Genomic DNA, 21,229 nt, shown 5'->3' on the forward strand with positions numbered 1-21,229 from the left:
GTCGAGCAAGGGAAATGGCTGGGACCTCTCAGGTCAGTATAGAAAGCTGAGCACCCATAAACCGGAGGCGTTAGAGCGATTGAGGCGTTCAAAGGCGCTGTTAATAGCGGTTGGCGATCAAGGGCCCTACAAATCGACGGTCGTTCCACCCGCGACAGCCATTACCCGAGCCGGTCTTTTTGCGTAAAATGCCGACCCTTTCCCCACGTCTCTTCCCACCACAGCGAGCGGATACCAGCGCCATGGGCACCCTTTCAGTCAATCAGAACAAACTGCAGAAGCGTCTGCGTCGGCTCGCGGGCGAAGCGGTGGCCGACTACAACATGATTGAAGAGGGCGACAAGGTGATGGTCTGCCTGTCCGGCGGCAAGGACAGTTACACGCTGCTGGATGTGCTGCTGCATTTGCAGAAAGTCGCGCCGATCAAGTTCGACATCGTCGCGGTGAACATGGACCAGAAACAGCCGGGTTTCCCCGAGCACATCCTGCCGGCGTACCTGGAGCAATTGGGCGTCGAGTACCACATCGTCGAGAAAGACACCTATTCGGTGGTCAAGGAGCTGGTGCCCGAGGGCCGGACCACGTGCTCGCTGTGTTCGCGCCTGCGTCGCGGCACGCTGTATACGTTTGCGGATGAAATCGGCGCGACCAAGATGGCCCTCGGTCACCACCGTGACGACATCGTCGAGACGTTTTTCCTGAACATGTTTTTCCAGGGCAGCATCAAGGCCATGCCGCCCAAGCTGCGCGCCGACGATGGCCGCAACGTGGTGATTCGTCCGCTGGCCTACTGCGCCGAGAAGGACATTCAGGCGTATTCGGACTTCAAGCAATTCCCGATCATCCCGTGCAACCTGTGCGGCTCCCAGGAAAACCTGCAGCGTCAGGTGGTCAAGGAGATGCTGCAGGACTGGGACCGCAAGACCCCGGGCCGCTCCGACATGATTTTCCGCAGCCTGCAGAACGTCCAGCCCTCGCAACTGGCGGACCGCAACCTGTTCGACTTCACCAACCTGCGCATCGACGAAACCGCCGCCTCGCGGTTTGTGAATGTGGTGAATGTGTAACGCCGACATCCCGGTTCCCGGCTGAAGCCGGTCCTACTACGGTCGCGAGTTCCGTCAGTAGGACCGGCTTCAGCCGGGAAGAGGCCGGTTTGAACACCACAGATCTACGCCAAAACACGCGGATCGGTTCACCCCAAAACCAAGCGCATCAAAGCCCCACATCCGGCAACACCGGCCTGTTCGCCAACGCTGTCTTCATCAGTTTCTCCACATATTCCCGATCACTGTCCGGCAGCGCCAGACGCGGTGGGCGGGTGAGGGCGCTGCCGCGCTCCATGATCGCTTCGCACAGCTTGATGCACTGCACCAGGTCCGGACGCGCATCCAGGTGCAGCAGCGGCATGAACCACTCATACAGCGCCATCGCCTCGGCAAAACGCCCGGCCTTGGCCAGACGGAACAACGTTTCGCCCTCTTTCGGGAAGGCGTTGGACATCCCCGACACCCAGCCCACTGCACCCACCGCAACGCTCTCCACCAACACATCATCCAGGCCGGCAAACAGCACGAAGCGATCGCCGACTTCGTTGCGCACGTCGATAAAGCGGTTGGTGTTGCCCGACGAATCCTTGAAACACACGATGGTGTCGCAGTCCGCCAGAGAGATGAGGATGTCCGGGGTCACGTCGTTCTTGTAGATCGGCGGGTTGTTGTAAACCATCATCGGCAGGTCGGTGGCGGCGGCCACGGTGCGGAAGTGCGTGGCGGTTTCGAAAGGCTTGGCCGAGTACACCAGCGCCGGCATCAGCATGATCCCGTCGGCACCGGCTTTTTGCACTTCTTTGGCGACGGCGCTGGCGTTGGCGCTGGTGAACTCGGCGATGCCCGAAATCACCGGCACGCGCCCGGCCGAGGCGTCTTTGGCGGCTTCCACCAGGCTGATCTTTTCGGCGACGCTCAACGAGGTGTTTTCCCCCACGGTTCCGCAGATCACCAGCCCCGATACGCCATCGCGCACCAAATTGGAAATGACCTTATGGGTGGCCTCCAGATTGAGGGAGAAATCGTCGTTGAATTGGGTGGTAACGGCAGGGAAGACCCCGCTCCAGGACACGGACTGGCTCATGATTGACTCCTGATTGAATAAAGGTATTTCGTATACGGTTTGGTTTGGGCGTATGACGCCCGGTCGTTTGGTGTTCCAACGGTGTTTCAGATAGTTCCTGATTCATGTGGGACATTGTTGGTGCAGACACCGCGCTGTCCCGCAGAAAACACAGTCCTTGTGGGAGTGAGCTTGCTCACGAAGGCGTTGTGTCTGCGATGGATGTGGTGACTGACACCCTGCATTCGCGAGCAAGCTCGCTCCCACAGGTTTTGCATGCGTCCATCCAAATCGGTTGTGCATTCATCCAGAAAAAATCGGTTTTGCATTCATTCAGAAAAATCGGTTTCGCATTTATTGAAAGCAGCCGCAGCAGTTACAACTTCAAACCCACTGGCCAGGTATCACTCAACTTGTACCCCTCTGGCCACGGATCGCTCGGGTCGAGCATGTGTTGGTGCGTGCCGGTGATCCACGCCCGCCCGGACAGGCTCGGGATGATCGCCTTGCGCCCGGCCACCTCGGTCTCGCTCTGAATCCTGCAGTGAAACTCCGAGCCAATGATCGAACGCCCGATAAACCGGTCGCCCACCTTCAGCTGACCCTTCGCATGCAACACCGCCAGCCGCGCGGAACACCCGGTGCCGCACGGCGAGCGGTCTATTTTGCCGGGACGGATCACCACCGCGTTGGCCGCATGGGCCACGCCGCCTTCAAAACTCACCGGCGCTGCGATCTGGCAAAACGAAATGTGATTCCAGTCCTTGTTCAACGGATGGCTGAAACCCAGCTGCTCGTTGGCGGCCTTGGTGATTTTCAGGCCGGTGTCCACCAGATCCTTCGCCTCATCAGCGGTCAACGCAAAGCCCAGCTTCACCGAATCGACGATGGCAAAACTGTCGCCGCCATACGCGGTATCCACCTGAATCGAACCCAATCCTGGCACCTCGATCCACACGTCCAGCTGATCGGCGAACGACGGGTGGTTGTGCACTTCGACGCTCGTCACCTTGCCGTCGCGGCACTGGGCAATCGCTTCGATCAAACCGCCCGGCGCCTCCAGGATCAGGCGGGTTTCCGGCTCGGTCATCGGCAGAATCCCGCTGTCCAGCAGCACCGTCGCCACGCACAGGGAATTGGAGCCAGACATCGGCGGCACGTCGGCCGGTTCCATGATGATCCAGCCCATCTGCGCTTTCGGGTGCTTGGGCGGCACCAGCAGATTGACGTGACGGAACACCCCGCCGCGGGGCTCGTTGAGCATGAAATTGCGCAGCACGTTGTCCTTCTCGATCCAGCGCGACTGCTCCCAGATCGTGTCGCCCGGCGGCGGCGCAACCCCGCCGACAATCACATCGCCCACCTCACCTTCGGCGTGACAACTGACCACATGAATCACTTTCGTTGAGCGCATGACCTAAGGCCCTCCTGTAAAAAAATACGTATCGATTTGCTTGGGCTCATCAGAAAATGAGGCGAGCCTTCGATCTCACTCACGCTGGATGACGTGTGGGAGTGAGCTTGCTCACGAAGGGGCCGGTACAGTCGCAACCTCTCTGGCGCCTGCAATGCAGTCATCGCGAGCAAGCTGACGCCTACAGGTGGTGGTTTCCATGGACGCCCTGTTCAAGCCAACCCCCTAATTGATTGATCGCAAAAAATCCGCCGTCTCCGGCCGTTGCGGGTTACCGATCACCTGATCCGGCGTGCCGATCTCATGCACCAGCCCGTTTCGGAAAAACGCCACGCGGTCGGACACATCCCGGGCAAAACGGATTTCGTGGGTCACCAGAATCATCGTCATGCCGTCCTCGGCCAGCAGGCGCATGGTGTCCAGCACCTCGCCGACCAGTTGCGGATCGAGGGCCGACGTCGCCTCGTCAAACAGCATGTAATCCGGCGACATCGCCAGCGCCCGGGCAATCGCCATGCGCTGTTGCTGACCGCCCGACAATTTGCCGGGAAACACCTTGAGCTTGTCGCCCAGGCCCACATGGGTCAGTTGCTTGACCGCCAGCGCTTCGGCTTCGGCCTTGCTTTTGCCCAGCACGGTGCGCGGCGCCAGCATCACGTTTTCCAGCACTGTCAAATGGGGAAACGCGTTCCACTGCTGAAAGACGATGCCGATTTTCTGCCGCAGCTTGTTGATGTCCGTGCCCCGGGCATGCACCTCGGTGCCGTCGACACGAATGCTGCCGCTCTTGATCGATTCCAGCCCGTTGATGCACATCAGCAGCGTCGACTTGCCCGAGCCCGAACCGCCGATGATCGACACCACTTCACCCTTGTTCACCTGCAGGCTCACGCCCTTGATGACCTCAAGCTCGCCGAATGACTTGTGCACGTTGTCGATCTCAATCATTTTCCTGCCACCTCGTTTCCAGCCGGGCGCCCAACCGGGCGACCACCAGACTCATGACGTAATAAATCAGGCCGGCGATGCACAGCACCAGCAGCGGCTCCTGAATGCGCGTGACGATGGTTTGCGAGGCGCGCAGCAGTTCGACGATGCCGATCCACATCACCAGCGCGGTGTCTTTCATCACCCCGAGCAGCAGGTTGATCCAGCCGGGAAACGCCACGCGGGTGGCCATCGGCATGACGATCTGGCGCAGGTCCTGCCAGTACGTCAGGCCCAGGGAGCGGCTGGCGCGGCGCAACGTAAGCGGCACCGACAGCACGCCGCTGCGCACGATCTCTGTGCAATAAGCGGTGACATACAGCCCCAGCACCACGCAGGCCACGGCGAAGGCGCTCCAGTTCAGGCCGACGATGCTTTTCAGCGCGTTGAACAGCACGAACTGAATCAGCAACGGCACGCTGCGGAACACGTCCAGCACCCATGCCAGCGGAATCGTGCTGCGCGGCAGGAGGGCGCGGGCCATGCCGCAGACCACCCCCGCCAGCGTGCCGATGAACATCGACACCACGGTCAGCAAAATCGTGACCCAGGCGCCCTGAAGCATGAATTGCAGGTCGTTCCAGGTGAACGTGCTCTCGAACATGCCCATCTCCTCAGTACCGGAACAGCCGCCAGGACAGCAGCCGGGCAACGGCCACGATCAGCTTGGCGATCAGGTAATAGAGCACCGCCGCAATGGCGAAGAATTCGAAAGTGCGGAAGGTCTTGACGTTGTAGTCCTGGGTCACGCCGGTGAGGTCGTTGTTCAGGCCGACGATCACCCCCATCGAGGTCATCAGCACGGCCCACACCATCTGGTTGGTCAGCGGATAGAAAACGATGCGCAGCAACTGCGGAATGACGATCAGCCGGTAGGCCTGGGGCGCGCTCATGCCCAGCGAACGGGCGGCGCGCAATTGCGTGTCGGGCACGGCCTTCAGACCGCCACGGAAGTTCTCCGCCAGATAGCCCGCGTTGTTGATGGTGATGCCGGCGAGCAACGCGGCCCACGAACTGATGTGCAGGCCGAACGAGCCCAGGCCGAAATACAGGATGTACACCTGGAACAGCGACGGCGTGTTGCGCGCGATGGAAATCCAGGTGGCGGCGAAGCCCCGGAACAGGCGGTTTTTGCCTTGGCGCATGAACACCAGAAACAGCGCGATGGTGACGCCGAGGATCATCGACAGCGCAGCGGTCTCGAAGGTGACCCACGCGCCGTTGAGCATGTCGGGCAGGGCCTTGAACGCCGCGCGCCAGTGGAAGTTGTAATCAAACATCTGCGCTGACCTCCGCCTGGTGCGCCGCCATCAACCAGGCTGGCAGGCGCCCGCTGGCGACACCGGTGATCGCGCTGTCGACGCACTCGGCCAGGCTGGCGAAATGCACGCGACGCCCCACCAGCCCCGGAGCGTAGTGCGCGTATTTGCCGGAGTTGGTCATCAGGTTGCGCGCGGTCGGCGGTATCACCGGCTCGCCGAGCATGCACCAGCAGGTGTCGGTGACGAACTGCACGCCGAAGTTTTCGAGCGTCTCGACATAGCCGGCCTGCTGCGCGCGTTCCAGGGTGGCGCGGCCGCAGGTAATCACGATCGCCACATTCTCATGCTTGCGCTGCGTGCCACACAGGTACGCCAGCGTCGCGCATTCGCTCAGGGAAAAATGCGGATTGCCCAGCGTCACGGCGTCCACTTCCGGCGTTGGCGCGCTGTTCAACTCGCGCCAGCTGTGCAGCAGGTCTGCCGGGCTGACGCTCAGGGTTTTCTCCGGCGCATGCCCGTCCAGCGCCAGTTCGGCGGTGGTGGCTTCGGGTGTCACGCCGGCGATATGAAACATCGGCGCAGCGGACGTGGTGGCGAACGCCGCGCCGAAGGCCTTGAGGTCATCCAGCGTGGGCGCCTTGTGTTCGAGGCCGCAGACTACCGGGATCGTGGCGCCGCACAGCAGCCCGACGTGATAGCCGAGCAGCGGGTAGAAACTGTCGTCGAGGCCGTCCAGTGCAGGGACGTCGATGCGCAGGGTCGCCAACCGTTGTTGGGTCAGGTGGCAGCCGATCTTCGGCGCGCGGCCGGTGAGGGCGATACAGATGTCGAGGTAATCCGGGTATTTCAGGGTGCGCGCGCCGATCACGCTGTTGGCGTAGACCACGGCGTTGGACTCGGCCCAGACGATCTGCTCGCCCAGCTCCGGGGCGCTGTCCAGCAGGTACGGCGCGCAGGTAAAACTCACCCGCGCGCCCATCTCCAGATAGGCATCGCCCAGCTGACTGGCCGGCTCGCCGAGGGCCGGGTCGACGCCCAATTCGCGCCAGCGGCGCTTGTCCACGGAGATGGAATTGAGGGTGGTGGGCACGCGGACTTTGCCGCCCCAGGCCACCAGTTGCCGGGCGAAACGCAGGCTGGCCGGGCCGGTGTAGATACAGCCGTCGATGTGCGCCTGGGTGATGTCCAGCAGTTCGGTCGCGCCTTGCAGCTCGGCTATGCGCAGGATGATGCCCATCGCCACCTGCGCGGCTTTGCCGTAAGCGCCGTCGAGAAAGCCCTGGTCGGTTTCGGTCAGGGCGATGGTGCTGATGGCGCGGCGGTCCGCCTGAGGTGTGTGATCGCGAAAAAGTGGCGGGGGTGGGCTGGAAAAGCCGCTCACGCGGTCATCCTCGACCCGCACGAAAGCGACGTCCCGCAGTGCCGCAAAACCCGCTTCGCCGAGGCTGATCACCGGAATCGAATGGCCAAACATCTGCTCGGCGATCAACACGCCGAGGGTGAGGATGTCTTCGACACGCTCGAAGACCAGTGCGGCGGGGGCGTGGCCGTTGAGGATCAGTTCCAGCAACACGCTGCTGCCGGTACACGAACCGCGCCCGCTGGGAATGGCCAGCACGCGACCGTTGATGAACCGGCCGCTGAGGGGATGATGGCGGTCGATCACTTCACCGGTAAACGGCTCGACCCCGCCCCAGAAACTCAGGCCCACGTCGGCATACAACAATTCGCCCTGAGCGCTGCCGGAGACGAGACAGCGCCCGTTCAACGAGACTTCAGACATCGTGGGCTCCTGAGTAATGAACCAGTTCCGGGATTCGATCGTTTCCGGTGATCGTTCCCATGCTCCGCGTGGTAATGCCGCTTGCGACGCTCCGCGTTGCGCTTTTCTGACGCAGAGCGTCAGGGGATGCATTCCCACGCAGAGCGTGGGAACGATCAGCGTCTGGGGCTGCATTCCCGCGCGGAGCTAGGGAACGATCATCGTGAGGCGTATTAACGATCAAGCAATCTCAGTAATAGACGCCCGGCACGGTCAGGTCGACCGGCTTGCCGCCCACCCACTTTTCATACAGCTCGGCATAGCGTCCCGAGCGCACTTGCTGGTTCACGAACAGGTTCAGGTAATGAATCAGCCCGTACTCGTTACGCTTGGCCGCAAGAGAAACGTAGTCGATGGTGTAGGGCGCGTTACCGGCAATCTTCAGGCCTTTGTATTTGCCGGATTTGATCGAGGCGGCGGCGACGGTGTTGGTGACCACGGACGCTTTGATGTGGCCCTGGGCGACGGCGAGGATGGTGTCGTTCTGGGTCTGGTACGCGCGGAAACTGCCGCTGCCCCATTTCTTCTGATCCTTCTCCAGCGCGATCGCTTCGAACGTGCCGCTGGTGTTGCCGACATCCTTGCCCTTGAGGTCGTCGTAGCTGTTGATGCCGGCGTCGTCGCGGGTCAGCACCACCATCTGGAAGGCGAAATACGGGATGGTCATCGCCACCGTTTTCGCCCGTTCCAGGGTGTCCGAAGTCGACGCCACGATCACGTCAGCTCGCCCTGAAACCAGTGCAGGAATGCGGTCCGGAAACGGCGTTTCCACCACCTCGGCAGTCACGCCCAGCACCTTCGCAAGGTCGTTGCAGTAATCGACGTCAAACCCGACCGGGTTGTTCTTGTCATCACGGGACCCCATCGGCGGGAAGTCCAGGGTCACGGCGCAGCGCAGTTTGCCGGAGTCGATGATGTCATCGAGCTTGTCGGCCAGCGCGGTGTTGATAAAAGAAGAGCTCATGACGGCGAGGAGGGCGACGGCGACAGCTTGGTTTTTCATAGAAGCCTCGGTGCGTGCAAAAGGGGAAACGGCCGGATAAGTAATTTCGTATACGATATTTGATATGCACGCAGCGTGCCTGTTTTGCCAGTACGCCGTGCAGGGCTCTGGATCAGCGGGCTGGGATTTAGAGGGGTGTTTCAAGAGCGCGGGGCGGTGTTACATAAAGGAGCAGGAAAGCGCGGCGTGCTTCATTGATGCACGTTGCCGTGCGGCAAAGATGCAGATTGCGCCGCACTGCAATCACCGTAGGACCGGCTTTAGCCGGGAACGCGTCATTCGGAACACTGCAAAATCAACGGTGCACACCCCGGCCTCTTCCCGGCTAAAGCCAGTCCTACAGAAGCACCGCGATCATCCAGGGAGGATGGCGGTGGATTCATATGCGCCGTTGCGAACCCCGATACTCACTCGGCGACGCCCCGGTCATCGCCTTGAACTGGCGACTAAACGCACTGTGATCCGTATACCCGCAGCGCAGGGCGATCTCGGTGATCGACAGGTCTTCCTGCAACAACCGCGACGCCTCACCCAGCCGCGCCTTGTGGATCATCTGCCGGGGCGTCAGCTGGAAGATGCGTTTGCAGTGCCGCTCCAGCTGGGCAATGGACAGCCCGGCAATGGCCGTCAGTTGCTCAAGGGTGATGGGCCGCGCGAAGTGCTCGCGAATGTACGCGTCGACCTCGACCAGCTTCTGGTACGCCGGATGGGTCGTCTGCAGAATTTGAAGATCCCGGGAGATACCCGCCAGCCCGATGATCGCGCCCTGACGATCCCGCAGTGCGATCTTGTGGGTCAGGCACCAGATCGGCTGATTGCCGTAATACAAGTGCAGCTCCAGTTGATCGCTCAGTTGCCTGCCATCGGCCAGCACGCGGCGGTCCTGGGCGGTGTACAGCGGGCCGAAGCGGGCGGGGAATACCTCTTCGGCGGTCAGCCCGACGATCTGGCTTTTATTCTTGAAACCGCAGCGCTGCACCAGCGTCTGGTTGACCAGCGCATAGCGCGCCTGGGCGTCCTTGACGAAGAACACGACACCCGGAATCGCATCGAACAACGGCGCGACCAACGCCAGGCTGGCGAGCAGTTGTTCGAGATCGTGCAAGGGCGCGGCGGGGATGAGGTCAATCGTGTTCACGGGCAGGACGGCCGGGCGGAGGATGGATCGATGATGCGGGATGTTGGGTGCGTCGGCTAGTCGGTGGGCGACTGGAGCCGCCGTATCAATAAATCAGTCCTCTTGGAACAGCCCTCTGAGTGCCGAGATCCCTGCAGACGAAGAAACTGTGGGAGCGAGCTTGCTCGCGAAGGGCCGAGACATCCGCTGGATATTCCGCGTTCGAAACACCGTCTTTGTGAGCAATGCGGAGCGCCACCCCGTTCACTCACGCAATTTAATAAATCAGGCGCTTTAAACAGGGGCACCCTCGTCCAGACACGCCAGCGTCGAGATCCGCGCCGGGCTGAACGGCGGGCGCAACAACGGAGGTTCCCAGCCGAACAACGTCTGCGCCGCCGTCCCACAGATCCGCCCCTGACACGCGCCCATCCCGCAACGGGTGGCGAGTTTGGCCCCGGTCCAACTGCCATGATCCGCCAGGTCCGCGTAACGCACGTCTTCGCAGCGGCAGACCAGCGTTTCCGGCATCGCCAGGTGTTTCAGCGCAGGATTGAGGCGGAACGCTGTGTTCAACCGATCCGCAAAGCCCTGCCAGCGCTGCCGCTCAGCCCACAAGCCTCGCGCCTTTCCCCGTTCACCGACCGCCACCAGCCCGGCAATCCGCCCTTCGACCAATGCCAGTTCACTGCCACCGAAACCGGTGCATTCCCCCGCTGCGAAGTGATCGGGCAGACGCGTCGCCTGCCACTCATCCACCACGATGGCCTGATTCTGAACAGTACAGCCGAGCGCCCGGCCGATCTCGACGTTGGGCACCAGACCGAAGCCACAGGCCAGACGCTCGCAGGCCAGCTCTTCGACTTTGGCACCCACCTGAACGCGCACGCCTTCCAGCCGATCCGTGCCCAGCGCCGCCAGCACATGGGCCGACGTTCGGTAGGCGGCACTGGCCAGCGTAATCGCCTGAATCGCCTTGTTCGGCCAGCGCCACAGCCCGGCGCCGAAACCGGCGACGGCGCTCAAAGGCGCCTGCTCGGCAACGCGCACGACCTCGGCGCCGTGCTTTTGCGCGGTTGCCGACGATGCCAGCAACAGCGGGCCAGTCCCGGCAATCACAATGCGTTCGTCTTTCACCTGCAGGCCGCCTTTGATCAGCGCCTGCAAGCCGCCGGCGCCGGTGACGCCCGGCAGCGTCCAGCCGGGGAAGGGCAGCAGCAGCTCCCGTGCGCCGGTGCACAGAATCAGTTTGTCGTAACTCAACACCCAGCCGCGCTCGGCGTCTTCCAGCAGCAAGCGTTTCGGCCCCGCCAGCGCAACCACTTTGCAGCCGCTGTGCAGGCGAACGTTGCTGAAACCCTGCAACTGCCCGCGCATATCGTGAGCCTGTTTCGGCACCTCAGCGTTCGGGCCGTCGCGCCAGATTTGCCCGCCCGGCAGCGGGTTGTCGTCGAGCAGGGCGATGCTCAGCCCGTAAGGCGCCGCAGCCAGAGCCGCCGCCATGCCGGCCGGACCTGCGCCGATGATCAGCAGATCGACATGCTCGGTCGTTGTCGCGTTCACGGCCACGGTCATGGCTGAGTCTCGACGCGCATGCCGTCGCCGCAGATCGTCTGGCAGGCCAATCGGCGCAGGCCGTCGATGCTCACCCGGCATTCCTGGCAAATCCCCATGCCACACAAGGGCGCGCGACGCTGGCCGCTGACCGACGTGCGGCTGCAACGATCACCGCTGGACATCAGCGCGGCGGCCACCGTGGTGCCTTGGACGAAGCGAAAGGGCTGACCGTCGATGCTCAACTCAGGCATGGGCGCGGGCTCCGATAAAACGATGGGGCAAATACGGTTCAACGGCGAGGGGCGGCGGTGTGCGCAGCATTTGCGCGGCGAGCAGGCGGGCGGTGCCGGTTGCCGTGGTGACGCCGAGGCCTTCGTGCCCGACCGCCAGCCACAGGCCGGGTTGATGCGGGTGCTGGCCGATCAGCGGCTGACCGTCGGGGCTGGCGGAACGAAAGCCGGTCCAGCTGCGAAGGCCGTTCATGTCGCCGAGGCCTGGGAGGAAATCCATCGCCCGGCGCAGCATCTGCCCGAGCATGGCCGCGTCGACCTCTGGATTATGGTTGTCGAACTGCCGCGATGAGCCGATGAACAATTGGCCGGTCGGGCGCTGCTGCACATTGAACGCCACCGAGGGGCCGTTGCCCTTGTGGGCGCTGGTGACGTAGCCCAGCTCGACCAGCGTGTGGGTGATCTGCGCGGGGTAACGGTCGGTGATCAACAGGTGGCCTTTCTTCGCCTGCAGCGGCAGGTCAGGGCACAGCTCGCGGGCGTAGATGCCGCTGGCAAGCACAACGGCGGGGGCTTGCAGCCATTCACCATTCGCCAGCCGGACACGGTTGCCCTGGACTTCCACGACTTCGGCCTGACGCTGAACCACTCGGGAAGACTGGCGCTGCAACAGCCAGCGCGCGGCATTAGGCGCGTACAGAATGCCGTCGCCGCTGACCTTCAAGGCGCCGAGCAGGCCGGATCGCAACGACGGCTCGGCTTCTGCCAGTTCGGCGCCGGACAGCAACTTGCACGCCAGTCCGTATTCGCTCAACGCTGCATGCTTGCGCTCGGCTTCTTCCATTTCCTCTTCATTGCAGGCCAGCCACAGGGTGCCGTTGGTGCGCATCGCGCAGTCGTCCGGCATCTGCGGCGCCAGTTCGCGCCAGGCCCTGACGGAATATTCCCCCAGCGCCAGCTCGGCAGCACTGTGATCGAGAACAACCAAGTGACCCATCCCCGCAGCGGTCGCGGCGGGGCGCTGACAATCCAGCACCAGCACGTGCAAACCCTGAGACGCCAGCTCATCCGCACACGCCGCGCCGACGATGCCGCCGCCAATGACGATCACATCAGCAACATGGCCCTGCAGCGTGGGCGCATCGGTCACGAGCGAATGCCCCAGGCGAACGGGTCTTCGTCGTCCAGCAGCAAGGTGGCCTCGGCGCTGATGTAGGCGCGGCCACGAATGGTCGGCACGATGCGGTCGCCCGCCTGCCGCTCGCCGTGCTCCCAGACGAAATGGCCTTCGAACTGACTGCCGATCACGCTGGCCTGCTGCCAAAGGGTGCCGGGCTGAAGTGTGCCGTCTGCCGCCAGGCACGCCAGTTTGGCGCTGGTGCCGGTGCCGCAGGGCGAGCGGTCGTAGGCTTTGCCGGGACAGAGCACGAAGTTGCGGCTGTCGGCGTGGTCGTCATCGGCGAACAGCTCGATGTGGTCGATGACGCCGCCGTCTTCGCCGCGAATGCCCTGGCTTTCCAGCGCCTGCCGGACCTTCCAGGTGTAATCGGTGAGGGCGTCGAGGTTGTCGGCGGCGACGCTCAGGCCGTGGCCGGCGATCAGGAAAAACCAGTTGCCGCCCCAGGCGATGTCACCGGTCACGCTGCCCAGTTCGGGCACCTCGACGACGAAATCCTTGCGGTAGCGGTAGGAGGGCACGTTGTCGACGCTGACGGAGCGGTCGTCGTGCAGCGTGGCCTGAACCGTGCCGACCGGGGTTTCGATGCGGTGCACGCCGGGGCCGATCTTGCCCAGATGTGCCAGCGACACCACCAGCCCGATGGTGCCGTGGCCGCACATGCCCAGGTAGCCGCTGTTGTTGAAAAAGATCACCCCGGCGCAGGATTCGGGATCCACCGGCTCACACAGCAGCGCCCCGACCAGCACATCGCTGCCGCGGGGTTCGAGCACGGTGGCGGCCCTCCAGTCATCGAACTCATCCGCGAGAAGCTGCCGCCGCTCGGCCATGCTGCCCCGCCCAAGATCGGGGAACCCGTCGAGCACCAAACGCGTCGGCTCGCCGCCGGTGTGAGAATCGAGGATCTGGATGCGTTTCATGTATTCCCCTGTCGGACTGAGTCTGGAACTGGCTACGACGATCCCTGCTGGGACCGCGTGCACCCAATGGAACTGGCTTCGAGGATCCCTTGTAGGACCGGCTTCAGCCGGGAAGGCGTCGGTCGCCACATCGGAGATTTATGGTGTTCACACTGGCCTCTTCCCGGCTAAAGCCGGTCCTACAGATCGCGGCGCGGAGCAACTTCACTATTGAGGCAAGAGTGCCGGGAACGACGGCCAAGGTCTTGACCGATTTCACCCGCCGCAATGACGAAATCGGCACAGCCGCCAGTCGATCAGATCTCGCTGAGCACCGCGTGGGGGAGGTGGGCGTAGAGGGTTCGGCAGACGCCGATGATGTGGTGCTCGATCAGTTCGGCGGCTTTGTCCACGTCACGATCGGCACAGGCCTTGAGGATCTCGCGGTGTTCCAGGTCGGCGCGCGCTTTGCCTTCGTCGAAACTCATTTGCACGCGGAGGTAGCGTTCAACCTTGTCGTGGATCGAGCGAATCATGTTCAGCAAAAACGGCCGTTGCGCCGCCTCATACAGGCAGGTGTGGAACGCCCAGTTCAGCTCGGCCCAGCGTCCGATGTCGTCATCGCGCATGAATTCGTCACAGATGGCCCGGGCCCGATCCAGCTGAGCGGTGGTCATTCGCGGCACGGCGAGGCGGATGGCTTGCACTTCCAGCAGCACCCGTACTTCAAAAATCTGCGCCAGCTCCGGCTCGGAAATCCGCGTGACCACGGCACCCTTGTTGCGCTGGAACTGCACCAGCCCTTCAGCTTCCAGACGTTTGAGCGCTTCACGCACGGGGATCTTGCTGACGTTGAACACGCGGGCGATGTCGTCCTGACGAATCGGCTCGTCCTCGGCGAACTGGCCGGAGATGATTGACTCGCGCAGGTACTTGGCAATCACCTCGGACGCGGAGGGCGCGACACCGAGGTTGGGGGCGTCAGGAAGAAGGAAGGGCACGCGAATGACTCAGCAGTAGGGGACGGCGAATATTGTATACGACGTCCGATTTGTTACGCGCTGTGTCTTTTCACTCCGCCGGAGAAACGATCAATGGTTGGCGGTGTAAGACAGCATCATCGACAGCTGACACATCGGCCGTCCACTCTCGGCATGCCACTGATTGAACGCCGCTTGCACCGCCGCCTGATCACGCTGGCTGCTGGGCACGCGGTCGACGATCTTCTGCGCGTTGAGCGCAGCGACCACGTCATGGCTGGGGATGAAGGTGTCCTTGCCGACCATGCGCAGGAAGCGCGGCGATGACAGCCCGCCCATCTGATTGCCGTGCTTGAACAGGTAACGCCACAGCCCGACGATATCGGTCACCGGCCATTCAGCGATGAAATTGCCGAAGCTGCCGTGTTCGTGGGCGATGTCGAGGATCAACTGGGCGTTGCGCGGCACGCTCTTGAGCTTGCCCAGGTGACGGATGATCCGCGCGTCCTGCATCAGGCGTTCCAGGTGATCGCCGCCCATCAGCGTGACTTTCTCCGGATCGAAGCCGAAGAAGGCTTGCTCGAAGGCCGGCCATTTGGCGTCCACCAGGCTGTGCTTGAGGCCGGCACGAAACACGCGCAGCGCCATGGTCGACAGGTAACGGTCGTCGCTGAGGGCCTTGAGTTTTTTCGGCGTGGCGGGGGGCGGCAGATGCGCCTCGAGGGCGGCGACGGAACCAAAGCGGTTGAGACAGTATTCATGGAGCCATTTGTAATCTTGCATGCCCTCTCCAAAACAAAATTCATGTGCGCGATCGCTGACGTAGCGCATTTCCGAGCGCCGACGCAGAACCCCGGCAGGGGCTCTGTGTTTGACCCGGTTTGAGCAAGGGGTTCCAGCAATCGTGCGCGAGCAACGCCTTGGTTTTTAGCCCTTGGGCGGATCGAGCAACAGCGCGGTTTTCGCCAGCCGCTGACCCAGCGAACGGCACAGCGTGGTTTCGTGCTCATCCAGCGCGCGCTTGCCGTCGGCGCCGGCGTGATGACTGGCGCCATAAGGCGTGCCGCCGCCACGGGTTTCGATCAGCGCCGCTTCGCTGTAGGGCAGGCCGCTGATCAACATGCCGTGGTGCAGCAGGGGCAACAGCATCGACAGCAACGTGGTTTCCTGGCCGCCGTGCAGGCTGGCGGTGGAGGTGAATACGCTGGCCGGTTTGCCCACCAGTGCGCCGGTCAGCCACAGGTTGCTGGTGCCGTCGAGGAAGTATTTGAGCGGCGCGGCCATGTTGCCGAAGCGGGTCGGGCTGCCGAGGGCCAGGCCTGCGCAGTTTTTCAGGTCGTCGAGGGTGGCGTACAAGGCGCCGGCCTCCGGAATGCTCGGCGCCACCGCTTCGCAGTCAGTGGACACTGCCGGCACCGTGCGCAGACGCGCTTCCACGCCGGTCATCTCGACACCACGGGCGATCTGCCGCGCCATCTCCGCGGTTGCGCCGTTACGGCTGTAAAACAGAACCAGAATGTAGGGCGCGCTCACGGCAGGATCTCCAGAATGTTTTCCGGCGGACGGCCAATCACGGCCTTGTCGCCGACGACGAGAATGGGGCGTTCGATCAACTTGGGATGGGCCGCCATGGCGGCGATCAGTTGCTCGTCGCTCAGGCTGGTGTCAGCCAGGTTCAGGGTTTTGTACTCGTCTTCACCGGTGCGCAGCAGCCCGCGAGCACCGATGCCGAGCTTGCCCAGCAGGTCGCGCAGTTGCGCGGCGTCGGGCGGGGTCTCGAGGTAATGAATGATGGTCGGCGTCAGGCCGCGGGCTTCAAGCAATGCCAGCGTGCCGCGGGATTTGGTGCAACGCGGGTTGTGATAAAGCGTGAGATCTGTCATTTGCGGGTCGCATCTTGCCTGAGGTGGCGGCTATTCTACCTGCGTCACGGTAACGACCGGTAACACGCGGCGAGCGATGCGCAATCGGCGCAGCGTGCATCTGGAAAGAAAGAGCACCTAGAAGGAAACAGCATCATGGCAAGGCGATTGGCAGCGGCGGCAGCACTGATTGGAAGTCTGTTGCTCAGCGGGTGCGGCGTGGACCTCGGCACCGACCAGAATGGCGAGAAAGTCGCCAGCAGCCGCGTCGACAAGCACTGGCTGGTGGTCAATTACTGGGCCGAATGGTGCGGCCCTTGCCGGACCGAAATCCCCGAACTCAACACGCTGTCCGAGCAGGTGAAAGGGCAGAACGTCAGCGTGTTCGGCGTCAATTTCGACAACCTCCAGGGCGAAGACCTGAAGAGCGCCAGCAAAGCGCTGGGCATCACCTTCACCGTGCTGGCCCAAGACCCGGCCGAACAATATGACCTGCCGAAAAGCGAAGCCCTGCCGGTGACCTACATCATTGACGACAAGGGCAAAGTGCGTGAGCAGTTGATGGGCGAACAGACGGCTGCGGGCGTGATGCAGAAGTTGGCGGAGTTGAAAGGGAAGGGCTGAAGCAGATCATTGGGCAGTCAGCTTAGATGTTAAACGGCGCTGCTCGCTGATTAACGCTCATCGGCCAGAAGTGCCCAGCGCTCGTGATCGCACCAGACCCCGGCGATCTGCAGGTATTTCGGGGAGAACCCCTCTTTCCGAAATCCGAGACGCTTGACCAGCGCGATTGAACGCACATTTTCAGGTTGAATATTGGCCTCGAGACGGTGAAGACCCAGCTCCTCAAAGGCATACCTCGTCGTCAGTTCCACCGCCTGTGACATCCTTCCCGTCCCGGCAAACGAGACCATGCCCCAATAGCTGAGATACGCGTTCTGAAATCCTTTATAGAAAATCTGGCTTAGGTTGGTCACTCCAACGATCTGACCCGATTCTGTATCGCGAGCCAGTAGGCCAACACTCGCGCCTGTGATTTGAGCGGAGTACCACTCCTCGAAACCTGTGGCGGTTGTGAACGGCTGTACCCAGCGGCCGTGGTAGTCCCGGCTTTCTTGATTTGCGTGTAGGAGCTCGTCGAGATCGGTGCGCGTTACCCGGGCGAGCTTGACGTCTGATGTTTCCATAACAGCTCCTCGTTTCCTACTTTCCTGACCGCTTCTCTGGCTCACTAACGCCCATTCCAAAGAGGCTGCGTCCTGCGAACCTTGTGATTTCATGATGAAGACGAAACCGCACTGAGTCCAACCAGGCTAGAGCGTTGGTGTGCGCTGGCGGCCAATAGTGGGTTGTCACCAGCGTCCGCCATCGACCCAAAGCGGCCGGTGGTAACCGATGAAAAATATTCCCCAACGTTTCTGATCGCTCGAAAGCGCCCGTGTGGCGAATGCTTTGCTTCAGCTAGGCCGAGGACCGCGATATGCCAGCTGTGGCCTTTTCCTATATCTGATAATGTCCTTTATCAAATATAAAAGGATCTGCCGAAATGGCTCGAGCCAAGCCCCCAGCCAATACAAGCGCCCCAAAATTACAACTCCCTCCGCAGGGCATAGAGCGGGGCATCACTCGGCTGGATGAATGCATCAGCGAGCTAGAGGCTTTTGATATTCAAACCTTGGGAAACGGCAGCTGCCCTGAATTGAAGGCGTTGGAGGTCAGTATCCAGAGCACTTTGGTTCGCTATTTTGGTGAGGATACGTCGGCTTACAAGCTGTATTCGGGCGCTACGGTGCTGGGCCATTTCCCGATGGTCTGGGCGATAGGAGGAGGGCACGCTCCGCCAGTGGATTATGTAACCCCCGTGCGTCGCAACATTTCCGAGGCGGTAGCGCTACTCAAACAAGCTCAGCGAGCATTGAAAGAAGATCTTGCTGAGCGTGGGCAGTCGATTGAAATCGGCTCCTCAGCCGAGAAAGCGGCGGTACTACCCTCTAATCGCGTTTTCGTCGTGCATGGCCATGATGAGGCTGCACTCCAGGGCCTTGCGCGGTTCCTCGAAAAGCTAGGATTGGAAGCCATTATTCTTAAGGAGCAACCTGATCAGGGCCGCACCATTATCGAGAAGTTTGAGGGAATCGCTGACGATATTGGTTTTGCGGTGGTGTTGTTAACGCCAGACGATCTAGGTGCGTCAGTGAAGGCTGAGACCCCGGACGCACGAGCGCGGCAGAACGTCATCTTTGAGCTGGGCTACTTTGCTGCAAAGCTCGGCCGAGGCCGTGTGTGCCTGTTGCGCAAAGGTCATGTGGAAATACCTTCAGACCTGTATGGGGTCATTTATTCCGACATGGACCCTGCGGATGGATGGAAAGCCAAACTAGTGGGTGAGCTCAAGGCCGCGAAACTGGACTTTGATGCCAACAGATTTTGGCAGTGAACAAGGTCGTTGCTGTTCCAGGCTGATTTACCCGCGTTGATTGCAGTAGTAGGTAAGTCAGCAGAAACCCGGTTTGTCGAGTTTTTCACGGCCAACATCCGCAATCCCAATACGCGGCGGGCCTATGTGCGGGCAACCAACGAATTCCGAAGCTGGTGCATAAGCGCGGGGGTTTAGATCTGCGCGCTGTGACGCCGCTGCATGTGGCGACTTGGATCAAGCTGCAGACGCAAGCGCTAGCTCCGCCTTCGGTGAAACAACGCCTAGCCCCGATGCGGCATTTGTTCGACCGGCTGGGGGGTGGGACAGATCGCTGCTCATAACCCTGCTACGTCTGTGCGTGGCCCCAGTCACCTTGGCGATATCGGCATCATGCTCTAGCGCATTGGTTGCGGCCCTTGGGTTATAGCTTCGTTGGCGCATGAAAATCCTAGCGATAAGGGCAATGGTGTCCGCTTAAAAAAAACGCGGACACCATCGCCCTTAATACTGGGGTTCGGTAGGTGACTTGGCCGGACGATTACTGTTAGGGCAGCTAACGGCCAAAAGTGGACATTTGTCAGGGCCTACAGAAGTCGTCAGGTGGATGATTTATTATTGCATCAGAAAAATAAAAAGGTGCGGAACAGCCGGCTTTTATGAGCGAAATACTCCGCCACTGCCATCGAATCTTACTAAGAGATCATGAATTCTAGCTAACTCATCAACTATTGGCTGGATCTCGTATCGTTCACCCAGCACTTGAAAAATTCCTTCCTTCAAGTAGTAAGCCCTGAATATATGATGGGGCACGCCTGAGTCTTCAGGCTCAGCAAGAATGAGGCTAGGGAAGATGAATCCAACTATCCCCTCTTGAAGATAAAGATCAAGCCGCTCGTCAAAGTGCTCAATCGAATTTCTTAACGCCCTATTCATTAGGGGGCTATCGCCTTTCACACCAAAGATCTTTGACAGATACTGCCCGCGATCTCTGTGAATGGTCTTTCCTTCCGCTCCCTTGACACCATCACGCGAAGGGGAAAAGTATCGCGATATCGCTCCAGATTGATTGATGAGGTTCTGCAAGCAGTCCAGCAATAAGTTCGTCTTCTCTTGCGGGTCAATCTCCTCAATCAAGATTTTTTCGATGATCTTTTCTGCGATACTGCACGACTGGAAGGCAGACGTGGTATTGAAGAGCATCGACTGAATATAGAACGCCTCGTATGGCTTCCAGATACTAAATTCCTCACCTTCCATTCATCACCCAAGATCATATTAGAAATTTAGCATCAATCTACCGAAGAATCGATCCTAGGATCGCTGCTGAATCTTTGAAAATCCATTTGTAGTTGCTTACAGTCGGTGGCGAACATTGCTAAGGACAATACACAATTCTGTTTTTTATCGGTAGAACTTCAGCTCACCAAGTTATTATCCTTTAAAGCTTTTCAAAAACTTAGTTTTGTACTTGCTAGGACTAGTGATAGCTTTGGACAGCTCCGTGCCGCTACCGATTCGTTTGAAGTAACTGATATCCCGATTCATGTGTTTATCCAAAACATCCCAGTCAGGCGCACTACCTAATGAGCGCGCGGAGAAATCGTTCTCCTCTAGCAATCCCAGCATTTCAGGATAGCGCTGTTTGTAGAAGTCCCATGCAGATAAGAACTTAGTGCGGACATGCGGCGCTGGATGATTGCGCATCTGGATGTATATATCTTGGAGAAAACGAACCTCCCATGTGACATGGGGCGCAATATCCCCCATATGCATCTGGTAATTTTCGACAGGGAAGCGGCCGCCAGCATGTTCATTCAGTTTCTCTAATGAACGGTTGAGATAGACAAAAGAGAAATCTGCGTTGAAAGGCGCCAACCGGAAAAACCGATTGTGCCTTGCGCACTCCTGGTCCATGAACAAGCCAAGTGATGGGATATCCTTTTCAGCGAGATATGCTGATATCAAGGCAGTACCATAAAAACACTCAACGTGTTTCAGATCGTAGTGGGAGAAATCGCCGGCCACAAGGGCCGCACGGAAGTAGATATTTTGACCGGTAAGTCGGTGATGTAAGTCCTCGGCGAACTCGGTGAGATACCAGACGAGATACTCTCTGTCGGCGTCGTTGGAGGCTGGCTTAATATTGTAGACCAGAACTGTGTCTGAGAAGACTATGGTCTTGAAGCTGTTATGTGTGTGTACATTGAGACTATCTAGAATCGAATAAATACGCGCTACCTTCCTTGGTTCCTTGCGCACCATATCGGTAAACCCCAAAACATCTATATAAAGGAGAAAGCGGTCCGTCATACCAAAGTTCTCTGTTTTACCGGAAGCAGGCATCATCGCCATTTCTGCGCAGCTTTAATAGCCCTCGGCACCAGCCAC

General features: G+C 60.4%; 22 protein-coding genes. 3 read left to right on the forward strand and 19 right to left on the reverse strand.

Annotated features, from left to right (window positions below; all coding sequences use genetic code 11):
- Positions 1-242: 242 nt before the first annotated feature.
- Complete coding sequence (ttcA, locus tag AC07RO_RS02930) at positions 243-1,067, forward strand: tRNA 2-thiocytidine(32) synthetase TtcA (RefSeq protein WP_495085241.1); 825 nt, start codon at positions 243-245, stop codon at positions 1,065-1,067.
- Between the two features lie 148 nt (positions 1,068-1,215).
- Here the strand turns inward: ttcA and AC07RO_RS02935 are convergent, their stop codons facing one another.
- The 16 genes from AC07RO_RS02935 to arsC all read right to left on the reverse strand — a co-directional run bounded on the left by AC07RO_RS02935 (position 1,216) and on the right by arsC (position 16,443).
- Positions 1,216-2,133: a dihydrodipicolinate synthase family protein gene (locus AC07RO_RS02935; protein WP_423575060.1), complete on the reverse strand. Its 918-nt coding sequence runs from the start codon at positions 2,131-2,133 to the stop codon at positions 1,216-1,218.
- A gap of 355 nt (positions 2,134-2,488) precedes the next feature.
- Positions 2,489-3,526: a trans-3-hydroxy-L-proline dehydratase gene (locus AC07RO_RS02940; protein ID WP_495085242.1), complete on the reverse strand. Its 1,038-nt coding sequence runs from the start codon at positions 3,524-3,526 to the stop codon at positions 2,489-2,491.
- Positions 3,527-3,751: 225 nt separating this feature from the next.
- On the reverse strand, positions 3,752-4,474 hold the full coding sequence (locus AC07RO_RS02945) for an amino acid ABC transporter ATP-binding protein (RefSeq protein WP_495085243.1): 723 nt from the start codon (positions 4,472-4,474) through the stop codon (positions 3,752-3,754).
- Complete coding sequence (locus tag AC07RO_RS02950; RefSeq protein ID WP_108120509.1) at positions 4,467-5,117, reverse strand: amino acid ABC transporter permease; 651 nt, start codon at positions 5,115-5,117, stop codon at positions 4,467-4,469. The genes AC07RO_RS02945 and AC07RO_RS02950 overlap by 8 nt, the downstream gene beginning before the upstream one ends.
- Before the next feature lie 10 nt (positions 5,118-5,127).
- Positions 5,128-5,793 (reverse strand): amino acid ABC transporter permease, encoded by a 666-nt coding sequence (locus tag AC07RO_RS02955; protein ID WP_065992814.1) that lies wholly within the window; start codon positions 5,791-5,793, stop codon positions 5,128-5,130.
- A complete protein-coding gene (lhpI, locus tag AC07RO_RS02960) occupies positions 5,786-7,558 on the reverse strand; it encodes a cis-3-hydroxy-L-proline dehydratase (RefSeq protein ID WP_495085244.1) in 1,773 nt (590 codons plus the stop codon). The genes AC07RO_RS02955 and lhpI overlap by 8 nt, the downstream gene beginning before the upstream one ends.
- Positions 7,559-7,787: 229 nt before the next feature.
- Positions 7,788-8,600: an ABC transporter substrate-binding protein gene (locus AC07RO_RS02965; protein WP_192172921.1), complete on the reverse strand. Its 813-nt coding sequence runs from the start codon at positions 8,598-8,600 to the stop codon at positions 7,788-7,790.
- Between the two features lie 379 nt (positions 8,601-8,979).
- Positions 8,980-9,729: a PAS domain-containing protein gene (locus tag AC07RO_RS02970; RefSeq protein ID WP_495085335.1), complete on the reverse strand. Its 750-nt coding sequence runs from the start codon at positions 9,727-9,729 to the stop codon at positions 8,980-8,982.
- A 282-nt stretch (positions 9,730-10,011) separates the two neighbouring features.
- The gene (locus AC07RO_RS02975; RefSeq protein ID WP_495085245.1) at positions 10,012-11,292 is read right to left on the reverse strand and encodes an FAD-dependent oxidoreductase; all 1,281 of its coding nucleotides are present in this window, start codon (positions 11,290-11,292) and stop codon (positions 10,012-10,014) included.
- The gene (locus AC07RO_RS02980) at positions 11,289-11,525 is read right to left on the reverse strand and encodes a (2Fe-2S)-binding protein (protein ID WP_346630656.1); all 237 of its coding nucleotides are present in this window, start codon (positions 11,523-11,525) and stop codon (positions 11,289-11,291) included. The genes AC07RO_RS02975 and AC07RO_RS02980 overlap by 4 nt, the downstream gene beginning before the upstream one ends.
- Positions 11,518-12,654, reverse strand: coding sequence for an NAD(P)/FAD-dependent oxidoreductase (locus AC07RO_RS02985; protein WP_495085246.1), 1,137 nt, complete (start codon positions 12,652-12,654; stop codon positions 11,518-11,520). Before AC07RO_RS02985 ends, AC07RO_RS02980 begins: the two co-directional genes overlap by 8 nt.
- Positions 12,651-13,601, reverse strand: a complete 951-nt coding sequence (locus AC07RO_RS02990) for a 4-hydroxyproline epimerase (protein WP_495085247.1) — start codon at positions 13,599-13,601, stop codon at positions 12,651-12,653. The genes AC07RO_RS02985 and AC07RO_RS02990 overlap by 4 nt, the downstream gene beginning before the upstream one ends.
- A gap of 296 nt (positions 13,602-13,897) precedes the next feature.
- Positions 13,898-14,581 carry a GntR family transcriptional regulator gene (locus AC07RO_RS02995; protein ID WP_463582903.1) on the reverse strand — a complete coding sequence of 228 codons (684 nt, stop codon included), beginning with the start codon at positions 14,579-14,581 and terminating at the stop codon, positions 13,898-13,900.
- Between the two features lie 90 nt (positions 14,582-14,671).
- A complete protein-coding gene (locus tag AC07RO_RS03000; protein ID WP_495085248.1) occupies positions 14,672-15,343 on the reverse strand; it encodes a DNA-3-methyladenine glycosylase I in 672 nt (223 codons plus the stop codon).
- A 144-nt stretch (positions 15,344-15,487) separates the two neighbouring features.
- Positions 15,488-16,093, reverse strand: a complete 606-nt coding sequence (gene wrbA / locus AC07RO_RS03005) for an NAD(P)H:quinone oxidoreductase (RefSeq protein ID WP_495085249.1) — start codon at positions 16,091-16,093, stop codon at positions 15,488-15,490.
- Complete coding sequence (gene arsC, locus AC07RO_RS03010; protein WP_192172914.1) at positions 16,090-16,443, reverse strand: arsenate reductase (glutaredoxin); 354 nt, start codon at positions 16,441-16,443, stop codon at positions 16,090-16,092. The genes wrbA and arsC overlap by 4 nt, the downstream gene beginning before the upstream one ends.
- Before the next feature lie 135 nt (positions 16,444-16,578).
- On the opposite strand from arsC, the gene AC07RO_RS03015 reads away from it, so the two are divergent.
- Positions 16,579-17,046 (forward strand): TlpA family protein disulfide reductase, encoded by a 468-nt coding sequence (locus tag AC07RO_RS03015; RefSeq protein WP_122622240.1) that lies wholly within the window; start codon positions 16,579-16,581, stop codon positions 17,044-17,046.
- A gap of 50 nt (positions 17,047-17,096) precedes the next feature.
- Here the strand turns inward: AC07RO_RS03015 and AC07RO_RS03020 are convergent, their stop codons facing one another.
- A complete protein-coding gene (locus tag AC07RO_RS03020; RefSeq protein WP_192172913.1) occupies positions 17,097-17,609 on the reverse strand; it encodes a GNAT family N-acetyltransferase in 513 nt (170 codons plus the stop codon).
- A 359-nt stretch (positions 17,610-17,968) separates the two neighbouring features.
- On the opposite strand from AC07RO_RS03020, the gene AC07RO_RS03025 reads away from it, so the two are divergent.
- Positions 17,969-18,859: a TIR domain-containing protein gene (locus tag AC07RO_RS03025; protein ID WP_495085250.1), complete on the forward strand. Its 891-nt coding sequence runs from the start codon at positions 17,969-17,971 to the stop codon at positions 18,857-18,859.
- 636 nt (positions 18,860-19,495) lie between these two features.
- Here AC07RO_RS03025 and AC07RO_RS03030 read toward each other — a convergent pair.
- Both AC07RO_RS03030 and AC07RO_RS03035 read right to left on the reverse strand, forming a co-directional pair.
- Positions 19,496-20,098 carry a hypothetical protein gene (locus AC07RO_RS03030; protein WP_192172911.1) on the reverse strand — a complete coding sequence of 201 codons (603 nt, stop codon included), beginning with the start codon at positions 20,096-20,098 and terminating at the stop codon, positions 19,496-19,498.
- Between the two features lie 174 nt (positions 20,099-20,272).
- The gene (locus AC07RO_RS03035) at positions 20,273-21,193 is read right to left on the reverse strand and encodes a hypothetical protein (protein WP_346630646.1); all 921 of its coding nucleotides are present in this window, start codon (positions 21,191-21,193) and stop codon (positions 20,273-20,275) included.
- Positions 21,194-21,229 lie beyond the last annotated feature (36 nt).

This window comes from Pseudomonas sp. GW821-FHT07F05, from assembly GCF_059418765.1.

Excerpts from the sequence above, each read along its gene's own strand:
- ttcA (WP_495085241.1), top strand. The coding sequence starts at position 243 with ATGGGCACCCTTTCAGTCAATCAGAACAAACTGCAGAAGCGTCTGCGT.
- AC07RO_RS02935 (WP_423575060.1), bottom strand. The coding sequence starts at position 2,133 with ATGAGCCAGTCCGTGTCCTGGAGCGGGGTCTTCCCTGCCGTTACCACC.
- AC07RO_RS02940 (WP_495085242.1), bottom strand. The coding sequence starts at position 3,526 with ATGCGCTCAACGAAAGTGATTCATGTGGTCAGTTGTCACGCCGAAGGT.
- AC07RO_RS02945 (WP_495085243.1), bottom strand. The coding sequence starts at position 4,474 with ATGATTGAGATCGACAACGTGCACAAGTCATTCGGCGAGCTTGAGGTC.
- AC07RO_RS02950 (WP_108120509.1), bottom strand. The coding sequence starts at position 5,117 with ATGTTCGAGAGCACGTTCACCTGGAACGACCTGCAATTCATGCTTCAG.
- AC07RO_RS02955 (WP_065992814.1), bottom strand. The coding sequence starts at position 5,793 with ATGTTTGATTACAACTTCCACTGGCGCGCGGCGTTCAAGGCCCTGCCC.
- lhpI (WP_495085244.1), bottom strand. The coding sequence starts at position 7,558 with ATGTCTGAAGTCTCGTTGAACGGGCGCTGTCTCGTCTCCGGCAGCGCT.
- AC07RO_RS02965 (WP_192172921.1), bottom strand. The coding sequence starts at position 8,600 with ATGAAAAACCAAGCTGTCGCCGTCGCCCTCCTCGCCGTCATGAGCTCT.
- AC07RO_RS02975 (WP_495085245.1), bottom strand. The coding sequence starts at position 11,292 with ATGACCGTGGCCGTGAACGCGACAACGACCGAGCATGTCGATCTGCTG.
- AC07RO_RS02980 (WP_346630656.1), bottom strand. The coding sequence starts at position 11,525 with ATGCCTGAGTTGAGCATCGACGGTCAGCCCTTTCGCTTCGTCCAAGGC.
- AC07RO_RS02990 (WP_495085247.1), bottom strand. The coding sequence starts at position 13,601 with ATGAAACGCATCCAGATCCTCGATTCTCACACCGGCGGCGAGCCGACG.
- AC07RO_RS03000 (WP_495085248.1), bottom strand. The coding sequence starts at position 15,343 with ATGCAAGATTACAAATGGCTCCATGAATACTGTCTCAACCGCTTTGGT.
- arsC (WP_192172914.1), bottom strand. The coding sequence starts at position 16,443 with ATGACAGATCTCACGCTTTATCACAACCCGCGTTGCACCAAATCCCGC.
- AC07RO_RS03015 (WP_122622240.1), top strand. The coding sequence starts at position 16,579 with ATGGCAAGGCGATTGGCAGCGGCGGCAGCACTGATTGGAAGTCTGTTG.
- AC07RO_RS03020 (WP_192172913.1), bottom strand. The coding sequence starts at position 17,609 with ATGGAAACATCAGACGTCAAGCTCGCCCGGGTAACGCGCACCGATCTC.
- AC07RO_RS03025 (WP_495085250.1), top strand. The coding sequence starts at position 17,969 with ATGGCTCGAGCCAAGCCCCCAGCCAATACAAGCGCCCCAAAATTACAA.
- AC07RO_RS03030 (WP_192172911.1), bottom strand. The coding sequence starts at position 20,098 with ATGGAAGGTGAGGAATTTAGTATCTGGAAGCCATACGAGGCGTTCTAT.
- AC07RO_RS03035 (WP_346630646.1), bottom strand. The coding sequence starts at position 21,193 with ATGGCGATGATGCCTGCTTCCGGTAAAACAGAGAACTTTGGTATGACG.